We start from the raw sequence: 18,311 nt of genomic DNA, 5'->3' as shown, positions 1-18,311 counted from the left end.
ACAGATGTGTGTCGGCGATTACGACTGGCATTACGCGAGCAGCGGCAACGCATCGGAATGCCCGTTGATCCTGTTGCATGGATTTACCGGATCGTTGCGCATCTGGGATGATGTGGCGGCGGTCCTGTCCCACGCGAAACACACCATCGCCGTCGACTTGCCGGGACACGGCGGCACCCGCGCGCCAGACGACGTCGTCGCCTTTCGCATGCAGAGTGTTTCCGAGGCATTCGTTGACTTTGTGAATTCGCTTGGACATACGTGTATCGACCTGTGGGGCTACTCGATGGGCGGTCGGCTGGCACTGTATGTCGCGATGGGCAACCCGGGACTCGTCCGGAATCTCATTCTGGAGAGCGCCTCACCCGGCCTGAGCGATCGGGAAGATCGTGAGACTCGCGTGGCTGCCGACGCGGCGCTGGCTGACCGCATCGAACGCGACGGAATGGAACGATTCGTCGCTGAATGGACCGCACAGCCGCTGTTTGAATCGCAAGACCGGATGGAACCGAAGCGGCGCGAGCGCGCCCGCGCGATCCGCCTGGGTAACAGCGCTCGCGGACTGGCGTTGTCTCTGCGCGGCATGGGAACGGGATCGCAGGAACCATTGCACGAACGGCTGGAATCGCTGCGCTGCCCGACATTGATTCTCAACGGCGCGCTCGATTCGAAGTTTTGCGCCATCGGCAGCGCCATGAGACAGAAAATCCCCGATGCGCGGCATCGTGTGATTCCCGATTGCGGGCATGCGCCGCACTGGGAAAACCCGCGGATGAGCGCACACATCGTGTCGGAGTTATTGGACGAACGGCCCATCGCCGGAACCGTTGATCGCGGCTCGGTCGTGACAGGCAGGGAGTAGCCGCATGACAGCGATACAGTGGCAAAAAGCCGGGGAATACGGCGATATCCGTTACGAGAAAGCGGACGGCATCGCGAAGATCACGATCAATCGGCCCGAAGTGCGCAACGCGTTTCGTCCGCAGACGGTCGTCGATATGCTCGCCGCATTCGGCGAGGCACGCGACGATTCTCAGACGGGCGTCATTATCCTGACCGGCGCCGGGACGGAGGCATTCTGTTCGGGCGGCGATCAGGGAGTGCGCGGAGAGGCCGGGTATGTCGACGACAGCGGTATCCCGCGACTGAATGTTCTCGATTTGCAGCGACTGATCCGCACCTTGCCGAAGCCGGTTATCGCCATGGTCGCCGGATATGCCGTCGGCGGCGGGCATGTTCTGCATCTGGTGTGTGACCTGACGATCGCCGCCGACAACGCGCGCTTTGGGCAGACCGGCCCGAAGGTCGGCAGCTTCGACGGTGGCTACGGCGCATCGTACATGGCGCGCATCGTCGGACAGAAGAAGGCGCGGGAGATTTGGTACTTGTGCCGTCAGTATGACGCGCGCCAGGCACTTGACATGGGACTGATCAACGCGGTCGTGCCGCTCGAGCGTCTCGAAGCGGAAACTGTGTCCTGGTGCCGTGAGATTCTGGCCAAGAGCCCGTTGGCTTTGCGATGCTTGAAGGCGGCACTCAATGCCGACTGCGATGGTCAGGCCGGATTGCAGGAGTTGGCCGGCAACGCGACGCTGCTTTTCTACATGACGCAGGAAGCGCAGGAGGGGCGCGACGCCTTTATGCAGAAACGTCCGCCCGACTTTTCGAAATTCCCCCGCTATCCGTGACGATTCATTCAGCCGGTCCATGAGCGGCCCACTCGCATCACAGGACAGACCCTCGACCGTGCAGGTCTGGCTCACGGCGGCGCGTCCACGCACGTTGTGGGCGGCGGTGTCACCGGTTATTGTGGGATCGTCGATCGCGTTACGCGATCACGCATTCCATGGACCCTCGGCATTGGCTGCGTTGCTGGGCGCCATCCTCATCCAGATTGGCACGAACCTCGCCAATGATCTCTTCGACCACCTGCACGGCGCCGACGACAACGAGCGTGTCGGACCGCTGCGGGTGACACAGGCCGGCTGGGTCACGCGCGGACAGATCACGATTGCCATGGTCACCGTATTCGCGCTGGCGATACTTGTGGGCGTTTACCTTGTCATGCGCGGCGGCTGGCCGATAGTCGCCATCGGGCTGACATCGATTGCCGCGGCGATCTTCTATACCGGCGGACCGAAGCCGTACGGTTATCACGGCTGGGGTGACCTGTTCACATTTGTATTTTTCGGGCCGGTCGCAGTCGTCGGCTCCTACTATGTGCAAGCGCTGTCGACGACGTCTGTTGCATGGATGGGAGGCGTCGCGATGGGCGCGTTGGTCACATCGATTCTGGTGGTCAACAACGCCCGAGACCGCCAGACCGACCTGAGGGCCGGAAAGCGCACGATGGCGGTGCGGCTCGGTCCCAATGGTTCGGCGTGGGAGTATTTGTTGTTGCTGATGACCGCAGCAATTGTCCCGGTTGTTTTGGTCGTTGGGAATGAGGCGCCATGGACGGTTCTTGCGTCGTCGATCGCGATACTCTCCGCACGGCCCACGGTGTCCATGCTCTATCGTGCGCCGACACCGCCCCAATTCAATACGGCGCTGGCCGCGACCGCACGGTTGACACTGTGGTATGCGCTGGCGTTCGGCATCGGCATCAACATCGGAATGTGACGTGGAGCTGCGCTTCAACGAATACACGGTTGATCTGCCGCGTCCCATCACAACCGCCCACGGTGTATATCGAACGCGGGCCGGCGTTCTGATTGCATTGCGTGACGATGACGGCGCGGTCGGCTATGGAGATGCAGCACCGCTGGCTCCGTTTTCGAAAGAGTCGGTCGCCGATGTCGTGAAAACGCTGAGGCAAGCAGGGCTCCACGGTACCGAAACTCTTCGGGCCATAACCTCCGCAGAAAACCGGCAAACCGACGATTCGGCTGAAGCATGCCTGAGTGACCTGTCGGATGATCTGCCTTCGGTGCGCTTCGCCCTCGATGTCGCGCGGATCGATTTGGCATCCAGGAAGCAGGGCCTTCCAATGGCGTGTTGCCTCGCGCACGATCCCGCTCCACATGTCGATGTCAATGGCTTGGTCGATGGACTCGACTCCCGGAAAATCGAACGACACATCCGTGATTCGTCGCAGCGGGGATTCCGCACGTTTAAGATCAAAGTCGATCACGACGCCGACGCGGCCATCGAGCGGGTGCTGGCGGCACGAGACGCGGCGCCCGACGCGGCATTGCGAGTCGATGTCAACGCCGCCTGGACGCCAGCACAATTGCGCTATGCACTGCCTCAATTGGCGAAGCTGGATCTGGAGTTTCTCGAGCAGCCCCTGCCACCGGGTTCGGCAAGGGACGCGGCTGGCCTGTGCCGCGCCCATGGTGTACGCCTGGCGCTCGATGAGGAGATTACCGAGTGCGATGATGCCATCAGACTCTGTGAGGACCGGTTGTGTGATGTCATCGTCCTCAAACCGATGATCATCGGCGGAATGATGCGCAGTCTGAGACTCATCGATCGCGCCGCCGGGACCGGCATGCAGGTTGTGGTCACCTCAACGTGGGAGAGCGACATCGGCGTCGCGGCGGCCATGCATCTATCGGCTGCGGGATGGCCGGCCACCATAGCGGCCGGACTCTCAACGGCGGGAACGATTGGGGCCCGATTGGTCGATCGACCGTTGCTGATTCGGGAGGGGCGTCTGAAGATCGGCAATCGACCCGGTCTCGGGGTCGAAGTCGTCGAGGGATTCTTCGAGAGTGGCTCGGAATGAACATCCCGCGCACCATTCCCTATCCCACGACCCGCCATGCGCGGACAAGACCCGAACACCTGGCTTTCATCGAGAGCGGGCGGCTGGTCACGTACGGGCAGCTCGAGCGCATGATCGAGGGTGCCGCGCAACGTCTCCTGGCGTACGAATGCCGCAACGGCGACCGCGTCATCCTGCGGATGCGGCCGTCGGTGTCGGCTGCGGTGATGATCCATGCGATTCCCCGTCTAGGGGCGGTTGTCGTGCCGATTTCTCCATCGCTGCCGGACAGCGAATGGCAACGGACAGTCTCATTGATCAATCCGGCCGTCGTTGTGATCGACCGTGAGGCACCGGAATCAATCTCGGCACCGACAGGAATTCCACAATTCGAGATCGACATGGCTGCGCTCAGCGAAGAAGAGCCGCCCCCAGCGTCGATGAGGGGCACAGAGGATTTCGGCTGCATCGACGCCAACCGTCTCCATTCCATCGTCCTGACGTCCGGGACCGGCGGTGTGCCGAAGGGTGTCGCGCTCAGCTTTGCCAATCATCTCTTCAGCGCGCTGGCGTCGGGACTCAATTTGGGCATCCGGGATGACGACCGCTGGCTGCTGAATCTGCCGATTCACCACATCGGCGGGCTCGCGATTCTGATACGGGCCTCCCTGTACGGCTCGACGGTCGTCGTTCACTCACGCTTTGATGTTACCGAGATGATGCGTGCGATCGAGCAGGCCCATGTCACGCATCTGTCGCTGGTGCAGACGACGCTCAGGCAACTCCTGAATGCGTACCCCGCACCCCGGTTTCCACAACACCTGCGCGCCGTCCTGGCCGGCGGCGGCCCCGTGGACAGCACACTCCTCCGGGAGGCATCGATGCGCGGGTTGCCGTTGTGTCCGACCTACGGGATGACCGAGACGGCTTCACAAGTGGCGACGCGGCCCCCGAAACTCGGCGGCCAACCGATAGACGACGGGGCTCCCCCGCTTCCGCTGTGTGACGTTGAGATTCGTGATGGGGACGGCCGCCGGTCGGACCCCGATTGCGAGGGCACTATTCAAGTGCGAGGGCCAATGGTCGCGATGGGATACTGGGACGGATCGGAGCAGGTCGTGCCGTTCACGCGCGATGGCTGGTTTGAGACGTGCGATACCGGATCTCTGGATCGGTACGGGCGATTGCATGTCCGCGGACGGCGCGACCGCGTCATCATCAGCGGCGGCGAAAAGCTTCATGCCGAGGAAGTCGAGTCGGCACTGCGGGGTATCGACGGCATCAATGACGCGGCAGCGCTCGGAGAGGATGACGCGGTCTGGGGACAGGCGCTGGTGGCGCTGATCGAGTGCGACTCCGGGTCGGCGATCAGTGACGTACTGATCCGACGTGCGCTAAGAGAGACCCTCGCACCTTATAAGATTCCAAAGCGCATTGAACGGGTGGACCGATTGCCGCGAACGGGACTCGGAAAGATCGACTACTTCGCGCTTCGCAGCATGATCGGTTCCCGGTAGCGTGCTGCCTTACAACTACGCAACGGCCGCATGTCATTGTGCCCGAGTGAGCTGGGTCGAGGGCGGAAACCGCCCACAGCTTCGTGCAAAACTCCGTGACGCTTCCGCAGCACCGGTGTACAATGAACAAACACGATGGGCGGGCTGCTTACCCGCCCGGCGAGGGAGGCACACGATGAACAGTCGGACAGGAATCATGCTGGCGGTGGTATTGGTTGCAGCTCTTGGGATCGGGTTTTTCCTCGGGACTAAAGACCAGGACCCCCCGGCCAACGCGTCGGCATTGCAAGAGCAATCGGATTCGGAATCAACAGAACAGCTCCCCGATGACAAGCCACAGCAGGAGCCGATTGATGTGGCGGGAAACGAGCCTCAGGCGAAATCGGAACCCAAGGTCGAACCCAGGACGAAACAGCCAGTGGCCGAACCGAAACGTCCTCCCGAACCGGTCTACCGCAGCGTGAGTGTGCCCACGGGGACGCCGCTGACACTGGCGCTTGAGACATTACTCCGCACCGATTCCAACGCCGTCGGCGACCGATTCGCGGGAAGAACCACCGAGCCAATCCTGGCCGAGGGCGCGACGGTGATTCCGGCAGGCTCGGCGGTCGAGGGACGCATCACGCAATTGGAGGAACCGCACCGGACCGCGGGCAAGGCGCAAATGACACTGGTCGTGGATCGCTATGTCGATGCCGATGGGCGTGAGTACACCCTCAATGCACAGCCGCTCTACCTGGAAGGCGAAGGCGATAAGGTCAGCGACGAGGGCAAAGTCGGGATCGGCGCGGCCGCCGGCGCGGTGCTGGGGGCACTGACGAGCAAGAATAAGGGAAAGGGCGCCCTCAAAGGCGCCGCAGCGGGAGCCGTGGCAGGGGGCGTCGTAGCCATCGCCACCAAGGGCAAACAACTCGTCCTGGAACCGGGGCAGAATCTTCAGTTTGAATTGGGCGAGGGGAACTCGGTGCAAGTCAAATCCGAGACGGCATCAAGTAATTAAGAGCCCGGACTGCAGTACCCAAAGACCTCACACGGCAACGCGGCCTGAGAATTAACAACTCAGGCCGCATTCGCTTTGGCCCATTCACGGGCCAGCAGCGCGACCTTCCGGGTGCCCCCCCAGCGGTACTCGCCGAAGTCGCCATTGGCACGTAACACACGATGACACGGAATCAGCGTTGCCAGCGGATTGGCCCCGACGGCTGCACCGACCGCACGCGTCGCCTTCGGAGTGCAGACGACATCGGCGAGACCGGCATACGAGACAACCAAGCCCTCCGGGATTCGCAGCAGGGCTTCCCAGACCTGCAGTTGAAACGGTGTCCCGCGCAACACAAGCGACAAGGGCATGCTGTGCCCACCGGCCAGTCGGAGATTGACCGCGTCGACTTCGGCTTTGAGCTCATCGGGACCATGTTGAAACGAAGCGTTCGGCCAGCGCCGCGATAGTTCCACACGCGCCGCAGCTTTGCCGGCCTCATCGAGAAATGCCAAGCCACACAATCCCTGCGCCACGCGGGCAAACAACGCCGACCCCAACGGGGTTGGAGCAACCGCCCATGAGATCGCCAGTCCGGCGCCGCCGGCGCGATACGATCCCGGTGTGATCCGTTCCCAACGCAGAAACAGATCGTGCAGACGGCTCGGCGCGGAGAGCCCGACATCGAACGCCGTGGCGAGCACGCTCTGCGACACGGCCAGACGTCGCCGTGCCTCCGTCAACGTCAGGAATTGAGCGAACTGCTTGGGACTCACCCCGGCCCATCGTTGAAACATCCGTTGGAAGTGAAACGGACTGAGACCAACGTGACGGGCCACATCATCGAGCGATGTCCCGTTGCCGCGATGAGTGCGCAGGTGTTCGATGGCAGACGCGACGCGTGCGTAATCGGATGTCGGAGTTCTCATGTTCTCCCCTCAGACACGGCTCCTGCCTCAGGCAGTGCCGTGCATCGATAGTACGGGAGAAGATGTTGCACGACGACCCGCTTCTTGCGGCAATCTGCGCTCTGTCTGCTATTCGAAGTGTCCGGGGATTTCAAACAAGAAGACGTCGGGCGGCTCCGGTTCCCCTTCGGGATGGTCATCGTCTTTGATGACAAGGCACATCGCCGGGCGTGCTGTCAGCATCGGTCCCTCGTTGTCCCAAAAGAGGAGATCGACATCCGATCTGGCGGCGTCTGGCGATTTGTGATGCATGGTCCCGACGGCACCGACTCTCGCAGCCGAATTATCTATACCGAAGTCGCCGAACCAGAGCATATTGTGTACAGGCACGCCCCGGAGAAGGGCACTGAACCGGTCAGTTTTGAGTCGGCGATTACATTCGAAGACCTCGGCGAGCGGACCCGGCTCACGGTGCGGATGCTCTTCCCGACCGCTGCGGACAGAGACACTGTGATCAAGACTTACCAAGCCGATGGGGGGCTCAAGCAGACCCTGGGACTCCTCGATCAACATCTGTCCCAACAGACAAGGAGCACAAAATGAGCGAGTCAGGTCTCGTGTCCAAGTGGGCGAATTGCGGCGGCCACTTTCAGAGTCTGCTGCGCATCGTGGCGGCGTTCATGTTCATCCAGTCGGGGACGATGAAGCTGTTTGCCTGGCCGATGGGCATCCCCCCCGACGGCGGCACCGCCGAGTTGTTTTCGCAAACCGGACTCGGCGGGATTCTGGAGACATTCGGCGGCGGATTGATCTTGATCGGGCTGTTCACTCGACCGGTCGCGTTCATTCTCTCGGGGATGATGGCGGTAGCGTATTTTCAGTTTCATTTCCCGCAGGGATTCTGGCCCACGATGAACGGCGGCGTTGCCGCGGCACTGTATTGTTTCGTCTGGCTCTACTTCTCCGCCGCGGGCGCCGGTCCGTGGAGTTTGGACGCAGTGCGTATGAAGAAATCAAACTATCAAAAGATGAACTGAACCAACGGGGAGGATGACAATGGCGGGCTATGTCGATGGTTACGTGCTTCCCATTCCCAAGAACAAACTCGCGACGTATCGGGGCATGGCGCAGAAAGCGAGCAAGATTTGGCGCGAGCATGGCGCGCTGGAATATCGTGAGTGTGTCGGCGACGACTTGAAGATCAAGGGGATGGCCTCATTCCCGAATCTAGCGAAGAGCAAACCCTCCGAGACCGTGGTGTTCGCCTGGATTGTCTACAAATCCCGTGCGCATCGCGACAAGGTTAATGCCAAGGTGATGAAGGACCCACGCATCGCCAAGATGATGGAGGGCATGGCAATGCCCTTTGACGTCAAACGCATGGCCTATGGGGGATTCAAGATCATCGTCGAAGCGTTCAAATGACGCGCTACTTCCGTGACTGGCGGAGCTCGGCTCTCAACTCTTCGATTTGCCGTTGTTGTTCCTTCATCCCCTCAATCAACAACGGGACCAAGCGCGCGTAGTCAACCGCGAGGTAACCGTCGCTCAACTCGTGGACGGCCTGCGGCACGACATTTTGAACTTCCTGAGCGACCAAACCGATCTGCTCTTGATTGAATAGACGGCGCCCTGCGTTCGTAGAGTCGTTCCAATTGTATCGCACACCGCGAAGACGCTCGACACACTCCAGGGCATTTTCCAGCGTGTGGATGCCCTTCTTGAGCCGACCATCCGAAGGACAGGCAAAATTGACAGCGCAAATGTTGCCCAGCACGTTGACATCGCCGTCGCCCGTGATCTGTAGGGGGTTAGTAAGCGCCGTGATGTTACTGATGTTGAGTGTACCGACCGACCCGATCACCGTTGACTGCATTTCCCATTGATTGCCGTCGGCAGATCCATCTCCGAGACGAAGCGCGGAGGGTCCGTCAGGATTGTGCACGTGCAAAACTTGTCCGCTCGTTGCAGTGGTCGGCGTGTTCGTCCCGATTCCGACACCTGCCGGGGCCCGGACGAGAAACTGATTGTCCGCAGACGAACCGAAAACAGAACTGTTGATGTCGCCACTCGACCATACAAAGCTCGAGTTGTGAATTGCTTGTGCCCGACAGCCGGCAGCCAATGAGAAGCTGCCGGAGGCCACGTTTTCAAACCCTCCGGGCACCGTCGCGTAATGGGAACCGGCGCTGTTGGACACACCACCGCCGACAGTGCTGGACGATCCCGATGCGAGATTCTCCGATCCCCCGCCGATGGTGGAGTAATCGCCGATTGCCGAATTGGAGTCACCGGGATTAATGCCGCCGCCGCCACCAACGGTGGAGTGCGAGCCGCGCGCCTTGTTATAACCTCCGCCGCCGACTGAAGCGCTAAGACCGCTGGCCCTGTTCATGTTGCCACCCGAGACAACCGCCCAGTCTGCGTCAGAGTTGTTGAAAAATCCCCCTCCGGCTGTCGAGTAAATGCCGGTTGCGTAATTCCCGGCGCCTCCCGCGACTGTTGATGCGAAAGCGGTCGCCGAGTTCTGCTGACCACCGGCGACTGTTGCCGCCCCCCCGGTGGAACTATTGAGATGACCGCCGCCGACTGTCGCATAATCATTGATCACCTGATTGGCATTGCCAGCCACAAAGCAATCCGCCCCTGTGTTCACATGCCCCGGCCCGATTGAGACTTTGCCGGTAATCGTTCCGCCGGTCGCGCCATCGACGGTCGCAACGCGATACGCATATGGCCCGGTCACCAACCGAGTGCGCGGCAGGATGGTCATCCCCACGCTGATCTCCAGCCAACGCACCGAGTCGGCAAAGACTGAATCATTGAGTGGAATGTCTTTGCCGATTGAACCACTCCACAGTCCGCCCGTGCCGATGTCGATCGTCTGAGACTCAAACCCCATCCCCGGCGGCCAAAGCTGTGTCCCCAAAAACTGTGCATCATAGATGCGGAAACCAATGGATGTCGGTCCCGGTGACACCGGCACTCCTCCCGCATCGGTGAGTCTACCTTGAATGCTGATTTGGGACGGCACCGCCAATGCGTGCGTGGACAGCCCCAACAGATACGCTCCGATCACTACAAATTCACGCACTCTCATAGACGACCTCCGAATGCAACGCTCCGAACTGTTGTCGGTACCCGGCTGCGGCGAGGACGAGTTCGGGCAACAGCCGGACCTGTGGTGAGGGTAATATATGTTGAGTTGAATCAGGTTCGAGGCAGCATATGGAAGTTGCATGGGGACCGCGGGTCGCTACATGCGAAAGACGATCGATTCTCTGCGGAACCAACTCATCGCGAATCTCAGCGTCAGGAAGGCGAGAACAGAATTGGCAATGAGCGCGAGCCCGACATACGGCCATTCGGTCGTGCCAGACACGGCGTCCCGCAATATGAGACTGGCGTTGACGACCGGGATCAGAGCCGTCAGGTAGTTGGGATCGACTCCCGGAAGCATCGAAACAAAGGCAGGTAGAATAACGGCCATGTTCAAGGCCGTGACATAGCTTTGCGCTTCCTTAAACGATCGTGCAAAGACCGAGACGGAGATCAGCACTGCGGCGAAGAATCCCGCGAGCGGAAGCATGGTCAGCAGTGAGACAATCGCCGCACTGGGATCAATCCGAACCGACATGATGTTCTCGGCGCCCGGCACGGACGCGTCGATTACGTACCCCAGAGAGATTCCCAAACTACCCATCGACAAAAAGGCGGTCACGAGTCCGGCCAACACGATGACAAGATACTTTCCGAGGACGATTTCCTCCCGTGTTGCCGGGGATACGAGCAGCGTTTCGAGGGTTCCGCGTTCTTTCTCTCCCGCCGCCAGATCAATTGCGGGATACATGGCGCCCATGAAACACATGATGATGATCAAGTACGGCAGGAATGCACCGAATTCTCGGCCGGCCATCTTTCGCGGCGTGGCGACATTTGTGACATTCACCTCGAAAGGAATCAAGACTCCGCCTGGAATCCCACGTTGTAAGAGCCGGTCGGAGACCAACTCGTCTTTGTACCGGGACAGGGCATCCTGAATTCGCGCCACGGCGACTTCCGATTTGACTTCCGCTTGATCGACGTGGATTGCGATCGACGAGGATTGCTCTTGTTCGAGCTTCCCGGCAAACCCCTCCGGAATGTTCAATAATGCCTCGAACGCGCCCGCTCTGAGACTATCTAACAACTCGTCATAGCGAGACACCTCGACACCACGAATCGTGAGTTCCGTGTTTTCCGCGAATTTGCTCAACAGTCCGTCTGGGAGATACTCCTTCCCCACGACGACGACTTCCGCCGTCTCAGCCTCCAGTCCACTCAGTTGACTGACCATCAGCGACGTCAGTCCGATCAGCAGAAGCGGGATTGCAACGATCGGCACGAGCAACATGAAGATCAACGTGCGCCGATCCCGGAGTGTGTCAATGAGCTCCTTTTGAAAAATGATCGAGATCCGCGAGAGGGTCATCGCCTATTCCCCGACAATCGATACGAATGCATCCTCGAGATTGCGCGAACCGGTCTTTTGCAGCAATTCGTCGGAGGTCCCTTCCGCATAGAGTCTGCCCCGATGGATGATCCCGATTCGGTCGCAAAGTCGAACCGCCTCGCTCATGATGTGCGTCGAGAAGATTACTGTCTTTCCCTGATCCGCACAATGTCGGATAAACTTGACGATTGTCCTTGAGCTCATCACGTCCAAACCGGTGGTGGGCTCGTCGAAAATCATCACCGGCGGGTCGTGCACCACGGAGCGCGCAATCGATGCTTTCTGTTTCATTCCGGTGGACAGATTGTCGTTTCGCGTCTCTGCAAACTGTTCCATATCCAGCATTTCGAAGATCTCGCCGATTCTTCGGTCGATGTGATCGATGGGCATTCCGTAAAGTCGCCCGAAGTAGGTGACCATTTCACGCGGAGACAGTCGCCCGTAAAGTCCTGTCGTCCCGGAGAGAAATCCGATTTGCATTCTCACTTTCTGAGGATCCCGGGTTACATCGACTCCGTTGACCAGAGCGGTTCCTGACGTGGGTCGCAGTGCGGTCGACAGAATCCGCAGCGTCGTGGTTTTGCCTGCGCCATTGGGTCCCAAGAGACCATACACGATTCCGGAGTCGCATGTGAAACTGACGTCGTCGACTGCCCGCAACTCTCCATGCTTCCTGTCTTGAAATATTTTCGTCAATCCATTGGTGCGTATCACCGGCGCTCTCCTTCGGCCTGAGAGTTTGCGCGGGGCGGTTTGCAGACTCCGTCGGCACGGGCACGACTCGTCGGTGAATATCGGGAATCACGCTTGAAGAGTACTGCACAATCTTGATGCGGTGCCATCGATGCATACAGCCGAACCTGGTGAGTGAATGTGCAAGACCTCCGGGGGGTTGAAGGAGAAGTTTGACAATGGCGACCAGATTAAGTCAAGGCGCGCAGGATTTCGGCCGCCCGTTGTCCTGGCTGGTTGTTTTTGCCTGTCCCGACGCGTGCCTCACGACCACTGCGTTCACATCATGAAATCACTTCCCGCGAGGGTCGTCTGTTGGGACATTTGTCCCGGATGCATACCGTCAGCTACAAGTCACCATCAACCTATGTTCAGGCGATTAACGCCTCCAAGGGTGGGATAGTACTCGCGAGCCGCGTGCTTTGGGCGACGAGGAGCCAGGATCGTCGTCGCGGGCTGCTGGGGCGGGAGCAACTGGGCCCCGATGAAGGAATGTACATCGTACCCAGCGAGTGGATTCACACCTTCGGGATGCGGTTCCCCATTGATTTGACCTTTCTCTCCAGTGAGGGTCGAGTTCTCGTTATTCAGAATCACCTCCGCCCGAACCGACTCTCGAAGCTCTCACTCCGGGCCCAGGGGGCGCTGGAGCTGGCCGCGGGACGATTGCAGGCGACGGGGACTGTGGTCGGCGATTTGATCGAATTCCGCGACATCTGACTGCGACCCGTTGCCGGTGTCCCGATGCCATTCAACGATCGGAACGGACGGCGAACCCCGTCTTCCGACTCAGTCCTCGGCGGTGCGAACGCGAACAAAAAATCGTGGACTGCCCGGACGCGCGTCGGAATATTGAGATTGCAGCGACCAACCGCTGAGTATGGATACTCGATCCCGGAGGATAATTGAGGCATGAGCGCACTCCCTTTCGTACTCATTTTCCTGCTGCTTTGCGGCATTGCGTGCGCGTGGTTTGCCGCGTCCCGCAACCGCAATCAGGCGGGATGGTTCCTCCTCGGATGCCTGACCGGTCCGATCGGTGTCTTGATATTGCTGTTGTTGCCGCCACGTCCCGAATCGCAGCGAAAAACGGCGGTCGGCCGCGTGATCGCCGGCGCTCTGATCGTGTCACTCATCGCTGCCGTAGTCGCCGCAGGAGCTGCGGAGTTCTGGGAGCGTTACCAGGAGGGCGAGCGCTACGTCGAGCTGGAAAATTGGGAGATGTACGGCGATGCGTTGATCCGCTTCACAAAATCCTCCGAGCATCCCTCCGATGCCATTGTCGTCAAGGCGGCGCACAACCAGATCGGTGTTTACGCGAGCCAACTGCGTGAGGGTATGTGCTGGACGATCGATGATCTCGATCTCGCCATCCGCGGAGTGCGGCTCTCCACCGGGTCTCGTGGGCTTGCAGAGTATGTGGTCCGGCTTGTGACGTTTCGGTCACCGGAATGGCCCGCCCCTTTGCCGCTGAATCCTCGCCAACAGGAAACCCGCGTTGCGGAACTGAGCAAGCGGTTACGGCAGTACGAGGAATACCTCCAGCAAATTTATACGGCACAGTCTGATAGCACCGCCAAAAGCTGATTGGTGGATCGTTGTCGGTGCCGACTCAGACTCGCAGGTCCGGTAACGGATTCATTGCCATCTACTATGGGGAGTGTTGAAAAAACCATCATGGATGTCATGCCGAGCCCTTCGGGCGAGGCATCTCTGTGCGCGCGATGATACCGACAACTCGTTGGAGATTCCTCGCCCGAAGGGCTCGGAACGACTCCGGAGGGAGGATCGTCCCCATCGAGGCGAATCACCGAGGGGAAGTTTTTCAACACGCCCTATGCAGATCGGCACACAGTTGCACATCCGTCCACCGTTGCATGCGACTAATACCACAAGGTATTGTGATAATAAAAATGTCACATACGACTGGTGGTGTTTTCCTGGGAATTTTCTTGGCAGCAAACTTGCGTCTAAGAACGGAGACTTTGTCCGGGGGAATTGACAAAACGCCGTAAGTCGTTATCTTTTATGCAAGCTGTGTGGAAACCCGGAGCACTGATGCTCTCGTAACGATTCGTACAACCCAATTCGGCAGGCATCGTGTTATGGACCTGTCAGTTGTCGGACCGTCGCACGAAGCCGACAATGCTGACACTTGGATGGAGTATCGCCGCGATCCGGCGCCGAACCGGCACGAGAGATTGTCGCCGCAGCGACATAAACAGAATCTGCCCATGAAGAATATCAAGTTTGAATGATTCAACCCCAGGGACCATGCGGTTCCAACATGGAAAGGAACAGGGCAATGTTGAAACGGTTCATTCGCAACGAAGAAGGCCAGGACGTCATTGAATGGGGCATGCTGGCCGCATTCTTGTCCGTCCTGCTCGTTGTCGCCGTGACGACGATCTCGCCGATCGTCCTCACTTGGTATGATGCCGTGCAAGCAGATATCGAAGCTGCGCCGGCGCCGTAACTGGTAGTGCCTCCCGATCTGCCGGGCGGCTGAATCAGACGAATTTGTTGGGGGGATGGTTGTCCACCTAATCGAAGGAGTGCGCAATGCTCAGGAAGTTCATCCGTGGCGAGGAGGGACAGGACGTGATCGAGTGGGGTATGCTCGCGGCGTTCTTGTCGGTCCTTCTCATCGTGGCCGTGACGACGGTTTCTCCGATCATCCTGACCTGGTATGACAGTGTTCAGGCGGACATCGAAGCCGCCCCGGCTCCATAAACGTGGTTCAGGACGCGCCCCAGATTGAAATCTGGGGCGCGTCATCGATCGGGAGGAGAATCACAATTGAGTGACCTGACATCCGCTTCACTCGCAGCCCATCTCCCGACCAGTTGTGCCATTGTTGTGGCAACGGTTTGCCTGATCACCGACATCGCGCGTCGGCGCATATTGAACGCAGTGACACTCCCGGCAGTCGCCATCGGACTGATCCTGGGATTCGTGCTGGGCGGCCGGACTGGATTATTGCAGTCCGCTGGCGGGTTGGCCGTCGGTTTCGCCTTGATGATTCTCCCGTATTATGTGGGAGGCATGGGCGCCGGGGACGTCAAACTGATGTCGGCGCTCGGTGCATTGATGGGCCTGACGGCAATTGTTCAGATCTTCCTCTACACGGCGATCATTGGCGGCGTCATCGCCATCATCACCGCGCTATCGCGTGGAACGCTGAAGCGGGCATTCGGCAACATTGCCAACTGGACAACATCGCTCGTTTTGCAACGGTTGGGCGGCGTTCGCGGTGGACTGAAGGAGACGCAGTTGGCTCAGACAGCGGGCATGATCCCGTATGGCGTGGCCATCGCGTTGGGGCTCTATGGATATCTGATTTTGGGCCGTATCATTTAAGTCCGTCAGATCGCGTGCAAACGGAGAATCGTCCTGTACAGAAAGAAATAGAGGATGTCAGACTTCAGAATTCACGATAAAATCCAGCGGTTGACGCATTCGCGTCAAGCCGGCCAGGCCGTCATTGAGTTTGCGTTCATCCTGCCGCTGCTGTTGATTTTGGTTTTCGGTATCACGGAACTGGGTCGGATGCTCATGCAGACCAACATGCTGACACAGGCCGCCCGTGAAGGAGCCCGAGCGGCGGCGGTCGGAGCCGACTCGACATCGGCCGCGACACGCGTTGCGGATGTTCTGACGGCGGCCGGCATCACGCCGGCGTCGATCGACGTGAGCGGCCCGGATTCCGACAACATGATGCTGGTTGTGGTCACGTCCAATTTTCAGGTTATTCCGGGAACGCTATTGCCGTTCTCGGGCACATTCGTCCTGCGGGGGGCGGCGGCGATGAGGTTTGAAGGATAGTTCCGGCCAAGGGGGGCCGAATGCGCTCGCGATCGATCATCGTTATTGGATTTGTGGCATTCCTTTGTGCGGCCGTGGCGACCGCCATGGTCGTTTTGTATTTGCAGAAGACTGCGCGCACCGCCGCGGCCGGGCCGCTGCTCACCCCCGTTGTCGTCTCTGCGGCCGACCTGTCGTTCGGCCAGACGTTGGACGCGTCCAAGCTCAAGATCGCCATGTTCCCGCGTGAGAGCGTGCCCAAAGGTGCGGTCTCGGTCATCGACAGTCTTGTGGGGCAAACAACGAAGGTCTTCCTCGCTCAGGATGAGCCGGTCCTCGTTTCCAAGTTATCGTCGATCGGCGGCGGCCTCTCGCTGATGATCGAGCCCTCGATGCGGGCTGTTTCGATCAAGGTCGACAAGGTTTCGGGGGTCAGCGGCTTTGTGATTCCGGGGGACCGGGTCGACGTCATCGCCATCGTCGACCAGCAGGTATCCTCCCGCGAGTCCCTCGCCAAGACGATTCTCCAGAATATCGAGGTGCTGGCATCCGGGGCACAGACTGAGAGCAAGGGGAATGAGCCGATCACCGCTCAATCGGTGACGCTTCTCGTGGATGTACCCAGCGCTGAGAAGCTGGCACTGGCGCAGAGCGCGGGGAAATTGCAGTTGTCATTGCGCAACCCCAACGACACGGAGCTGGCAGAAGAAACAAAGGGACTGACGACCCAAAGTCTCCTGAGCGGCCCCAAGGAAGAGGAGCCGCCGCGCCCATCGCCGACGCCCAGAAAAGCACAAGCCAGGCCCGACCCGCCCAAGACGGTCGCCAAACCCGACACCATGACGATTTTCCGTGGCACGCACGCCAAAAAAGAGAAGCCGGCCATGGACGTCAAGCCGGCCGTCAACGACACATTGACGGATTCACTGAGACAGTCACCCGGAGCATAGCGAATCATCATGACAATCGACCGAGTGCCCGCGCCGCCAGATGGTCGGATGGTGCCGTATCGTCCGATCCCCGGCATCTACAAGTTCGCCATCCTCTTTGTCTTCGCCATGCTCCTTTGCCCCGATTCCGCGCCGGCACAGGGACGCGTGGAGGATTTCCGGGTGACACAGGGACACTCGCGCGTGCTGCGGCACCGGGAGAAGATCAAGACCGTTTCAGTCGCCAATGACTCGGTGGCCGACGTCGTTGCCATCACCGCCGATGAACTGGTCGTCATCGGCAAAGAGGCGGGCAACACAACGCTGATTGTCTTCGGTGAGACGACCCCATACGTCATGCACAACATCGTTGTCGACCGGAATTTTTCCGGACAGCAGATCATGCTGGAAGTCCAGATCGGCGAAGTGAATCGAAACACATTGAAGGAACTGGGCTTCGACTTTACCTGGGTCAACGACGATGACGACTTTGTCACCGAGGGCCAGAAGACCGTTGGGGCATATGGGGGACAGACGCAGGTTCCCAAAGTCCCGGTCTTGCCCAACACGGGCGTCTCCGGATTCTTCCGGTTTGTGGGCGATTACAATCAGATCTCCGCAGCCGTGCGCGCCCTGCAGCAACGGGGCGACTACAAGCTGCTGGCGTCTCCGAATCTGCTCTGTCTGAGCGGAAGCGAAGCCAGTTTTCTGGCGGGCGGCGAGATTCCGGTCCCGGTCTCAGTGACCAACACCGGCGGCGTCACACAATTGGCGCTGGAGTGGAAGGAGTATGGTGTCCGGCTCAATTTCGTTCCCACCATCGTCGATTCCACGCTGATCAATCTGAAAGTGAAGCCCGAAGTCAGCAGTCTCGATTACAACAACGCCGTCGTCCTGTCCGGGTTCTCGATTCCCGCGCTTCTGACCCGTCGCGCCGATGCGACGGTGGAGCTTTTGAGCGGCCAGGGACTGCTGCTCGGCGGATTGGTGCTGAGCGAGCGTGTGAAAAATGTGCAACGAATCCCCATACTTGGCCATCTGCCGATTCTGGGAGCGCTGTTCACGCGTCACGAGAGCAGCACGGCCGAAAACGAGTTGCTGATACTCGTTTCGCCTCGGCTTTATTCGGCGGGCCAGGAACAGCTCCCGCCTTTGCCGTGGGGCGGCACGGATACGGAGACCGATACAACCGGGCCACCCGTTCCCGAATCCGAATAAGCGGCGCAACGGGGGGTAACATC

General features: G+C 59.6%; 20 protein-coding genes. 16 read left to right on the top strand and 4 right to left on the bottom strand.

Translation table 11 applies throughout. From position 1 onward, the window contains the following. The first annotated feature begins 4 nt into the window (after window positions 1–4). The 6 genes from menH to VGB22_01745 all read left to right on the top strand — a co-directional run bounded on the left by menH (window position 5) and on the right by VGB22_01745 (window position 6,226). Complete coding sequence (menH, locus tag VGB22_01770) at window positions 5–862, top strand: 2-succinyl-6-hydroxy-2,4-cyclohexadiene-1-carboxylate synthase (GenBank protein ID HEX9750006.1); 858 nt, start codon at window positions 5–7, stop codon at window positions 860–862. Between the two features lie 4 nt (window positions 863–866). After that, complete coding sequence (gene menB, locus VGB22_01765) at window positions 867–1,688, top strand: 1,4-dihydroxy-2-naphthoyl-CoA synthase (GenBank protein HEX9750005.1); 822 nt, start codon at window positions 867–869, stop codon at window positions 1,686–1,688. Window positions 1,689–1,707: 19 nt separating this feature from the next. After that, window positions 1,708–2,622, top strand: coding sequence for a 1,4-dihydroxy-2-naphthoate polyprenyltransferase (locus tag VGB22_01760; GenBank protein HEX9750004.1), 915 nt, complete (start codon window positions 1,708–1,710; stop codon window positions 2,620–2,622). Next, entirely contained in the window at window positions 2,582–3,730 is a 1,149-nt protein-coding gene (gene menC / locus VGB22_01755) for an o-succinylbenzoate synthase (protein ID HEX9750003.1), read from the top strand. Before VGB22_01760 ends, menC begins: the two co-directional genes overlap by 41 nt. Further along, entirely contained in the window at window positions 3,727–5,226 is a 1,500-nt protein-coding gene (menE, locus tag VGB22_01750) for an o-succinylbenzoate--CoA ligase (GenBank protein HEX9750002.1), read from the top strand. Before menC ends, menE begins: the two co-directional genes overlap by 4 nt. A gap of 175 nt (window positions 5,227–5,401) precedes the next feature. Continuing rightward, on the top strand, window positions 5,402–6,226 hold the full coding sequence (locus VGB22_01745) for a YMGG-like glycine zipper-containing protein (protein HEX9750001.1): 825 nt from the start codon (window positions 5,402–5,404) through the stop codon (window positions 6,224–6,226). Window positions 6,227–6,285: 59 nt separating this feature from the next. Here the strand turns inward: VGB22_01745 and VGB22_01740 are convergent, their stop codons facing one another. Beyond that, a complete protein-coding gene (locus VGB22_01740) occupies window positions 6,286–7,134 on the bottom strand; it encodes a methylated-DNA--[protein]-cysteine S-methyltransferase (GenBank protein HEX9750000.1) in 849 nt (282 codons plus the stop codon). A 578-nt stretch (window positions 7,135–7,712) separates the two neighbouring features. Between VGB22_01740 and VGB22_01735 the strand changes: the two genes are divergently transcribed. Both VGB22_01735 and VGB22_01730 read left to right on the top strand, forming a co-directional pair. After that, window positions 7,713–8,150 (top strand): DoxX family protein, encoded by a 438-nt coding sequence (locus tag VGB22_01735; GenBank protein HEX9749999.1) that lies wholly within the window; start codon window positions 7,713–7,715, stop codon window positions 8,148–8,150. 19 nt (window positions 8,151–8,169) lie between these two features. Next, on the top strand, window positions 8,170–8,538 hold the full coding sequence (locus VGB22_01730) for a DUF1428 domain-containing protein (protein HEX9749998.1): 369 nt from the start codon (window positions 8,170–8,172) through the stop codon (window positions 8,536–8,538). A gap of 4 nt (window positions 8,539–8,542) precedes the next feature. Here the strand turns inward: VGB22_01730 and VGB22_01725 are convergent, their stop codons facing one another. The 3 genes from VGB22_01725 to VGB22_01715 all read right to left on the bottom strand — a co-directional run bounded on the left by VGB22_01725 (window position 8,543) and on the right by VGB22_01715 (window position 12,319). After that, entirely contained in the window at window positions 8,543–10,213 is a 1,671-nt protein-coding gene (locus tag VGB22_01725) for a tail fiber domain-containing protein (GenBank protein ID HEX9749997.1), read from the bottom strand. Between the two features lie 156 nt (window positions 10,214–10,369). Next, window positions 10,370–11,584: an ABC transporter permease gene (locus tag VGB22_01720; protein HEX9749996.1), complete on the bottom strand. Its 1,215-nt coding sequence runs from the start codon at window positions 11,582–11,584 to the stop codon at window positions 10,370–10,372. Between the two features lie 3 nt (window positions 11,585–11,587). Then, window positions 11,588–12,319, bottom strand: a complete 732-nt coding sequence (locus tag VGB22_01715; GenBank protein ID HEX9749995.1) for an ATP-binding cassette domain-containing protein — start codon at window positions 12,317–12,319, stop codon at window positions 11,588–11,590. Between the two features lie 351 nt (window positions 12,320–12,670). On the opposite strand from VGB22_01715, the gene VGB22_01710 reads away from it, so the two are divergent. The 8 genes from VGB22_01710 to VGB22_01675 all read left to right on the top strand — a co-directional run bounded on the left by VGB22_01710 (window position 12,671) and on the right by VGB22_01675 (window position 18,288). Continuing rightward, complete coding sequence (locus VGB22_01710) at window positions 12,671–13,057, top strand: DUF192 domain-containing protein (protein ID HEX9749994.1); 387 nt, start codon at window positions 12,671–12,673, stop codon at window positions 13,055–13,057. 192 nt (window positions 13,058–13,249) lie between these two features. Further along, on the top strand, window positions 13,250–13,924 hold the full coding sequence (locus VGB22_01705) for a hypothetical protein (GenBank protein ID HEX9749993.1): 675 nt from the start codon (window positions 13,250–13,252) through the stop codon (window positions 13,922–13,924). A 718-nt stretch (window positions 13,925–14,642) separates the two neighbouring features. Continuing rightward, window positions 14,643–14,813: a Flp family type IVb pilin gene (locus VGB22_01700; GenBank protein ID HEX9749992.1), complete on the top strand. Its 171-nt coding sequence runs from the start codon at window positions 14,643–14,645 to the stop codon at window positions 14,811–14,813. A gap of 86 nt (window positions 14,814–14,899) precedes the next feature. Next, on the top strand, window positions 14,900–15,070 hold the full coding sequence (locus tag VGB22_01695; protein ID HEX9749991.1) for a Flp family type IVb pilin: 171 nt from the start codon (window positions 14,900–14,902) through the stop codon (window positions 15,068–15,070). A gap of 66 nt (window positions 15,071–15,136) precedes the next feature. Further along, window positions 15,137–15,697 carry a prepilin peptidase gene (locus VGB22_01690; GenBank protein HEX9749990.1) on the top strand — a complete coding sequence of 187 codons (561 nt, stop codon included), beginning with the start codon at window positions 15,137–15,139 and terminating at the stop codon, window positions 15,695–15,697. A 54-nt stretch (window positions 15,698–15,751) separates the two neighbouring features. Further along, window positions 15,752–16,162, top strand: a complete 411-nt coding sequence (locus VGB22_01685) for a TadE family protein (protein HEX9749989.1) — start codon at window positions 15,752–15,754, stop codon at window positions 16,160–16,162. A 20-nt stretch (window positions 16,163–16,182) separates the two neighbouring features. Then, complete coding sequence (gene cpaB, locus VGB22_01680) at window positions 16,183–17,091, top strand: Flp pilus assembly protein CpaB (protein HEX9749988.1); 909 nt, start codon at window positions 16,183–16,185, stop codon at window positions 17,089–17,091. Window positions 17,092–17,100: 9 nt separating this feature from the next. After that, window positions 17,101–18,288: a pilus assembly protein N-terminal domain-containing protein gene (locus VGB22_01675; protein ID HEX9749987.1), complete on the top strand. Its 1,188-nt coding sequence runs from the start codon at window positions 17,101–17,103 to the stop codon at window positions 18,286–18,288. Window positions 18,289–18,311: the final 23 nt, after the last annotated feature.

It is taken from the genome of Candidatus Zixiibacteriota bacterium (genome assembly GCA_036397555.1).
Lineage (GTDB): Bacteria > Zixibacteria > MSB-5A5 > WJJR01 > WJJR01 > DATKYL01.
This window is presented reverse-complemented; position numbering and strand designations above follow the sequence as displayed.

What these genes read in the sequence shown, in the direction of transcription:
- VGB22_01760 (HEX9750004.1), top strand. Translation starts at nt 1,708, where the DNA reads ATGAGCGGCCCACTCGCATCACAGGACAGACCCTCGACCGTGCAGGTC.
- VGB22_01710 (HEX9749994.1), top strand. Translation starts at nt 12,671, where the DNA reads ATGCATACCGTCAGCTACAAGTCACCATCAACCTATGTTCAGGCGATT.
- VGB22_01720 (HEX9749996.1), bottom strand. Translation starts at nt 11,584, where the DNA reads ATGACCCTCTCGCGGATCTCGATCATTTTTCAAAAGGAGCTCATTGAC.
- VGB22_01725 (HEX9749997.1), bottom strand. Translation starts at nt 10,213, where the DNA reads ATGAGAGTGCGTGAATTTGTAGTGATCGGAGCGTATCTGTTGGGGCTG.
- menB (HEX9750005.1), top strand. Translation starts at nt 867, where the DNA reads ATGACAGCGATACAGTGGCAAAAAGCCGGGGAATACGGCGATATCCGT.
- VGB22_01730 (HEX9749998.1), top strand. Translation starts at nt 8,170, where the DNA reads ATGGCGGGCTATGTCGATGGTTACGTGCTTCCCATTCCCAAGAACAAA.
- VGB22_01740 (HEX9750000.1), bottom strand. Translation starts at nt 7,134, where the DNA reads ATGAGAACTCCGACATCCGATTACGCACGCGTCGCGTCTGCCATCGAA.
- VGB22_01745 (HEX9750001.1), top strand. Translation starts at nt 5,402, where the DNA reads ATGAACAGTCGGACAGGAATCATGCTGGCGGTGGTATTGGTTGCAGCT.
- VGB22_01675 (HEX9749987.1), top strand. Translation starts at nt 17,101, where the DNA reads ATGACAATCGACCGAGTGCCCGCGCCGCCAGATGGTCGGATGGTGCCG.
- menC (HEX9750003.1), top strand. Translation starts at nt 2,582, where the DNA reads ATGCGCTGGCGTTCGGCATCGGCATCAACATCGGAATGTGACGTGGAG.
- VGB22_01685 (HEX9749989.1), top strand. Translation starts at nt 15,752, where the DNA reads ATGTCAGACTTCAGAATTCACGATAAAATCCAGCGGTTGACGCATTCG.
- VGB22_01700 (HEX9749992.1), top strand. Translation starts at nt 14,643, where the DNA reads ATGTTGAAACGGTTCATTCGCAACGAAGAAGGCCAGGACGTCATTGAA.
- cpaB (HEX9749988.1), top strand. Translation starts at nt 16,183, where the DNA reads ATGCGCTCGCGATCGATCATCGTTATTGGATTTGTGGCATTCCTTTGT.
- VGB22_01735 (HEX9749999.1), top strand. Translation starts at nt 7,713, where the DNA reads ATGAGCGAGTCAGGTCTCGTGTCCAAGTGGGCGAATTGCGGCGGCCAC.
- VGB22_01695 (HEX9749991.1), top strand. Translation starts at nt 14,900, where the DNA reads ATGCTCAGGAAGTTCATCCGTGGCGAGGAGGGACAGGACGTGATCGAG.
- VGB22_01705 (HEX9749993.1), top strand. Translation starts at nt 13,250, where the DNA reads ATGAGCGCACTCCCTTTCGTACTCATTTTCCTGCTGCTTTGCGGCATT.
- menH (HEX9750006.1), top strand. Translation starts at nt 5, where the DNA reads ATGTGTGTCGGCGATTACGACTGGCATTACGCGAGCAGCGGCAACGCA.
- menE (HEX9750002.1), top strand. Translation starts at nt 3,727, where the DNA reads ATGAACATCCCGCGCACCATTCCCTATCCCACGACCCGCCATGCGCGG.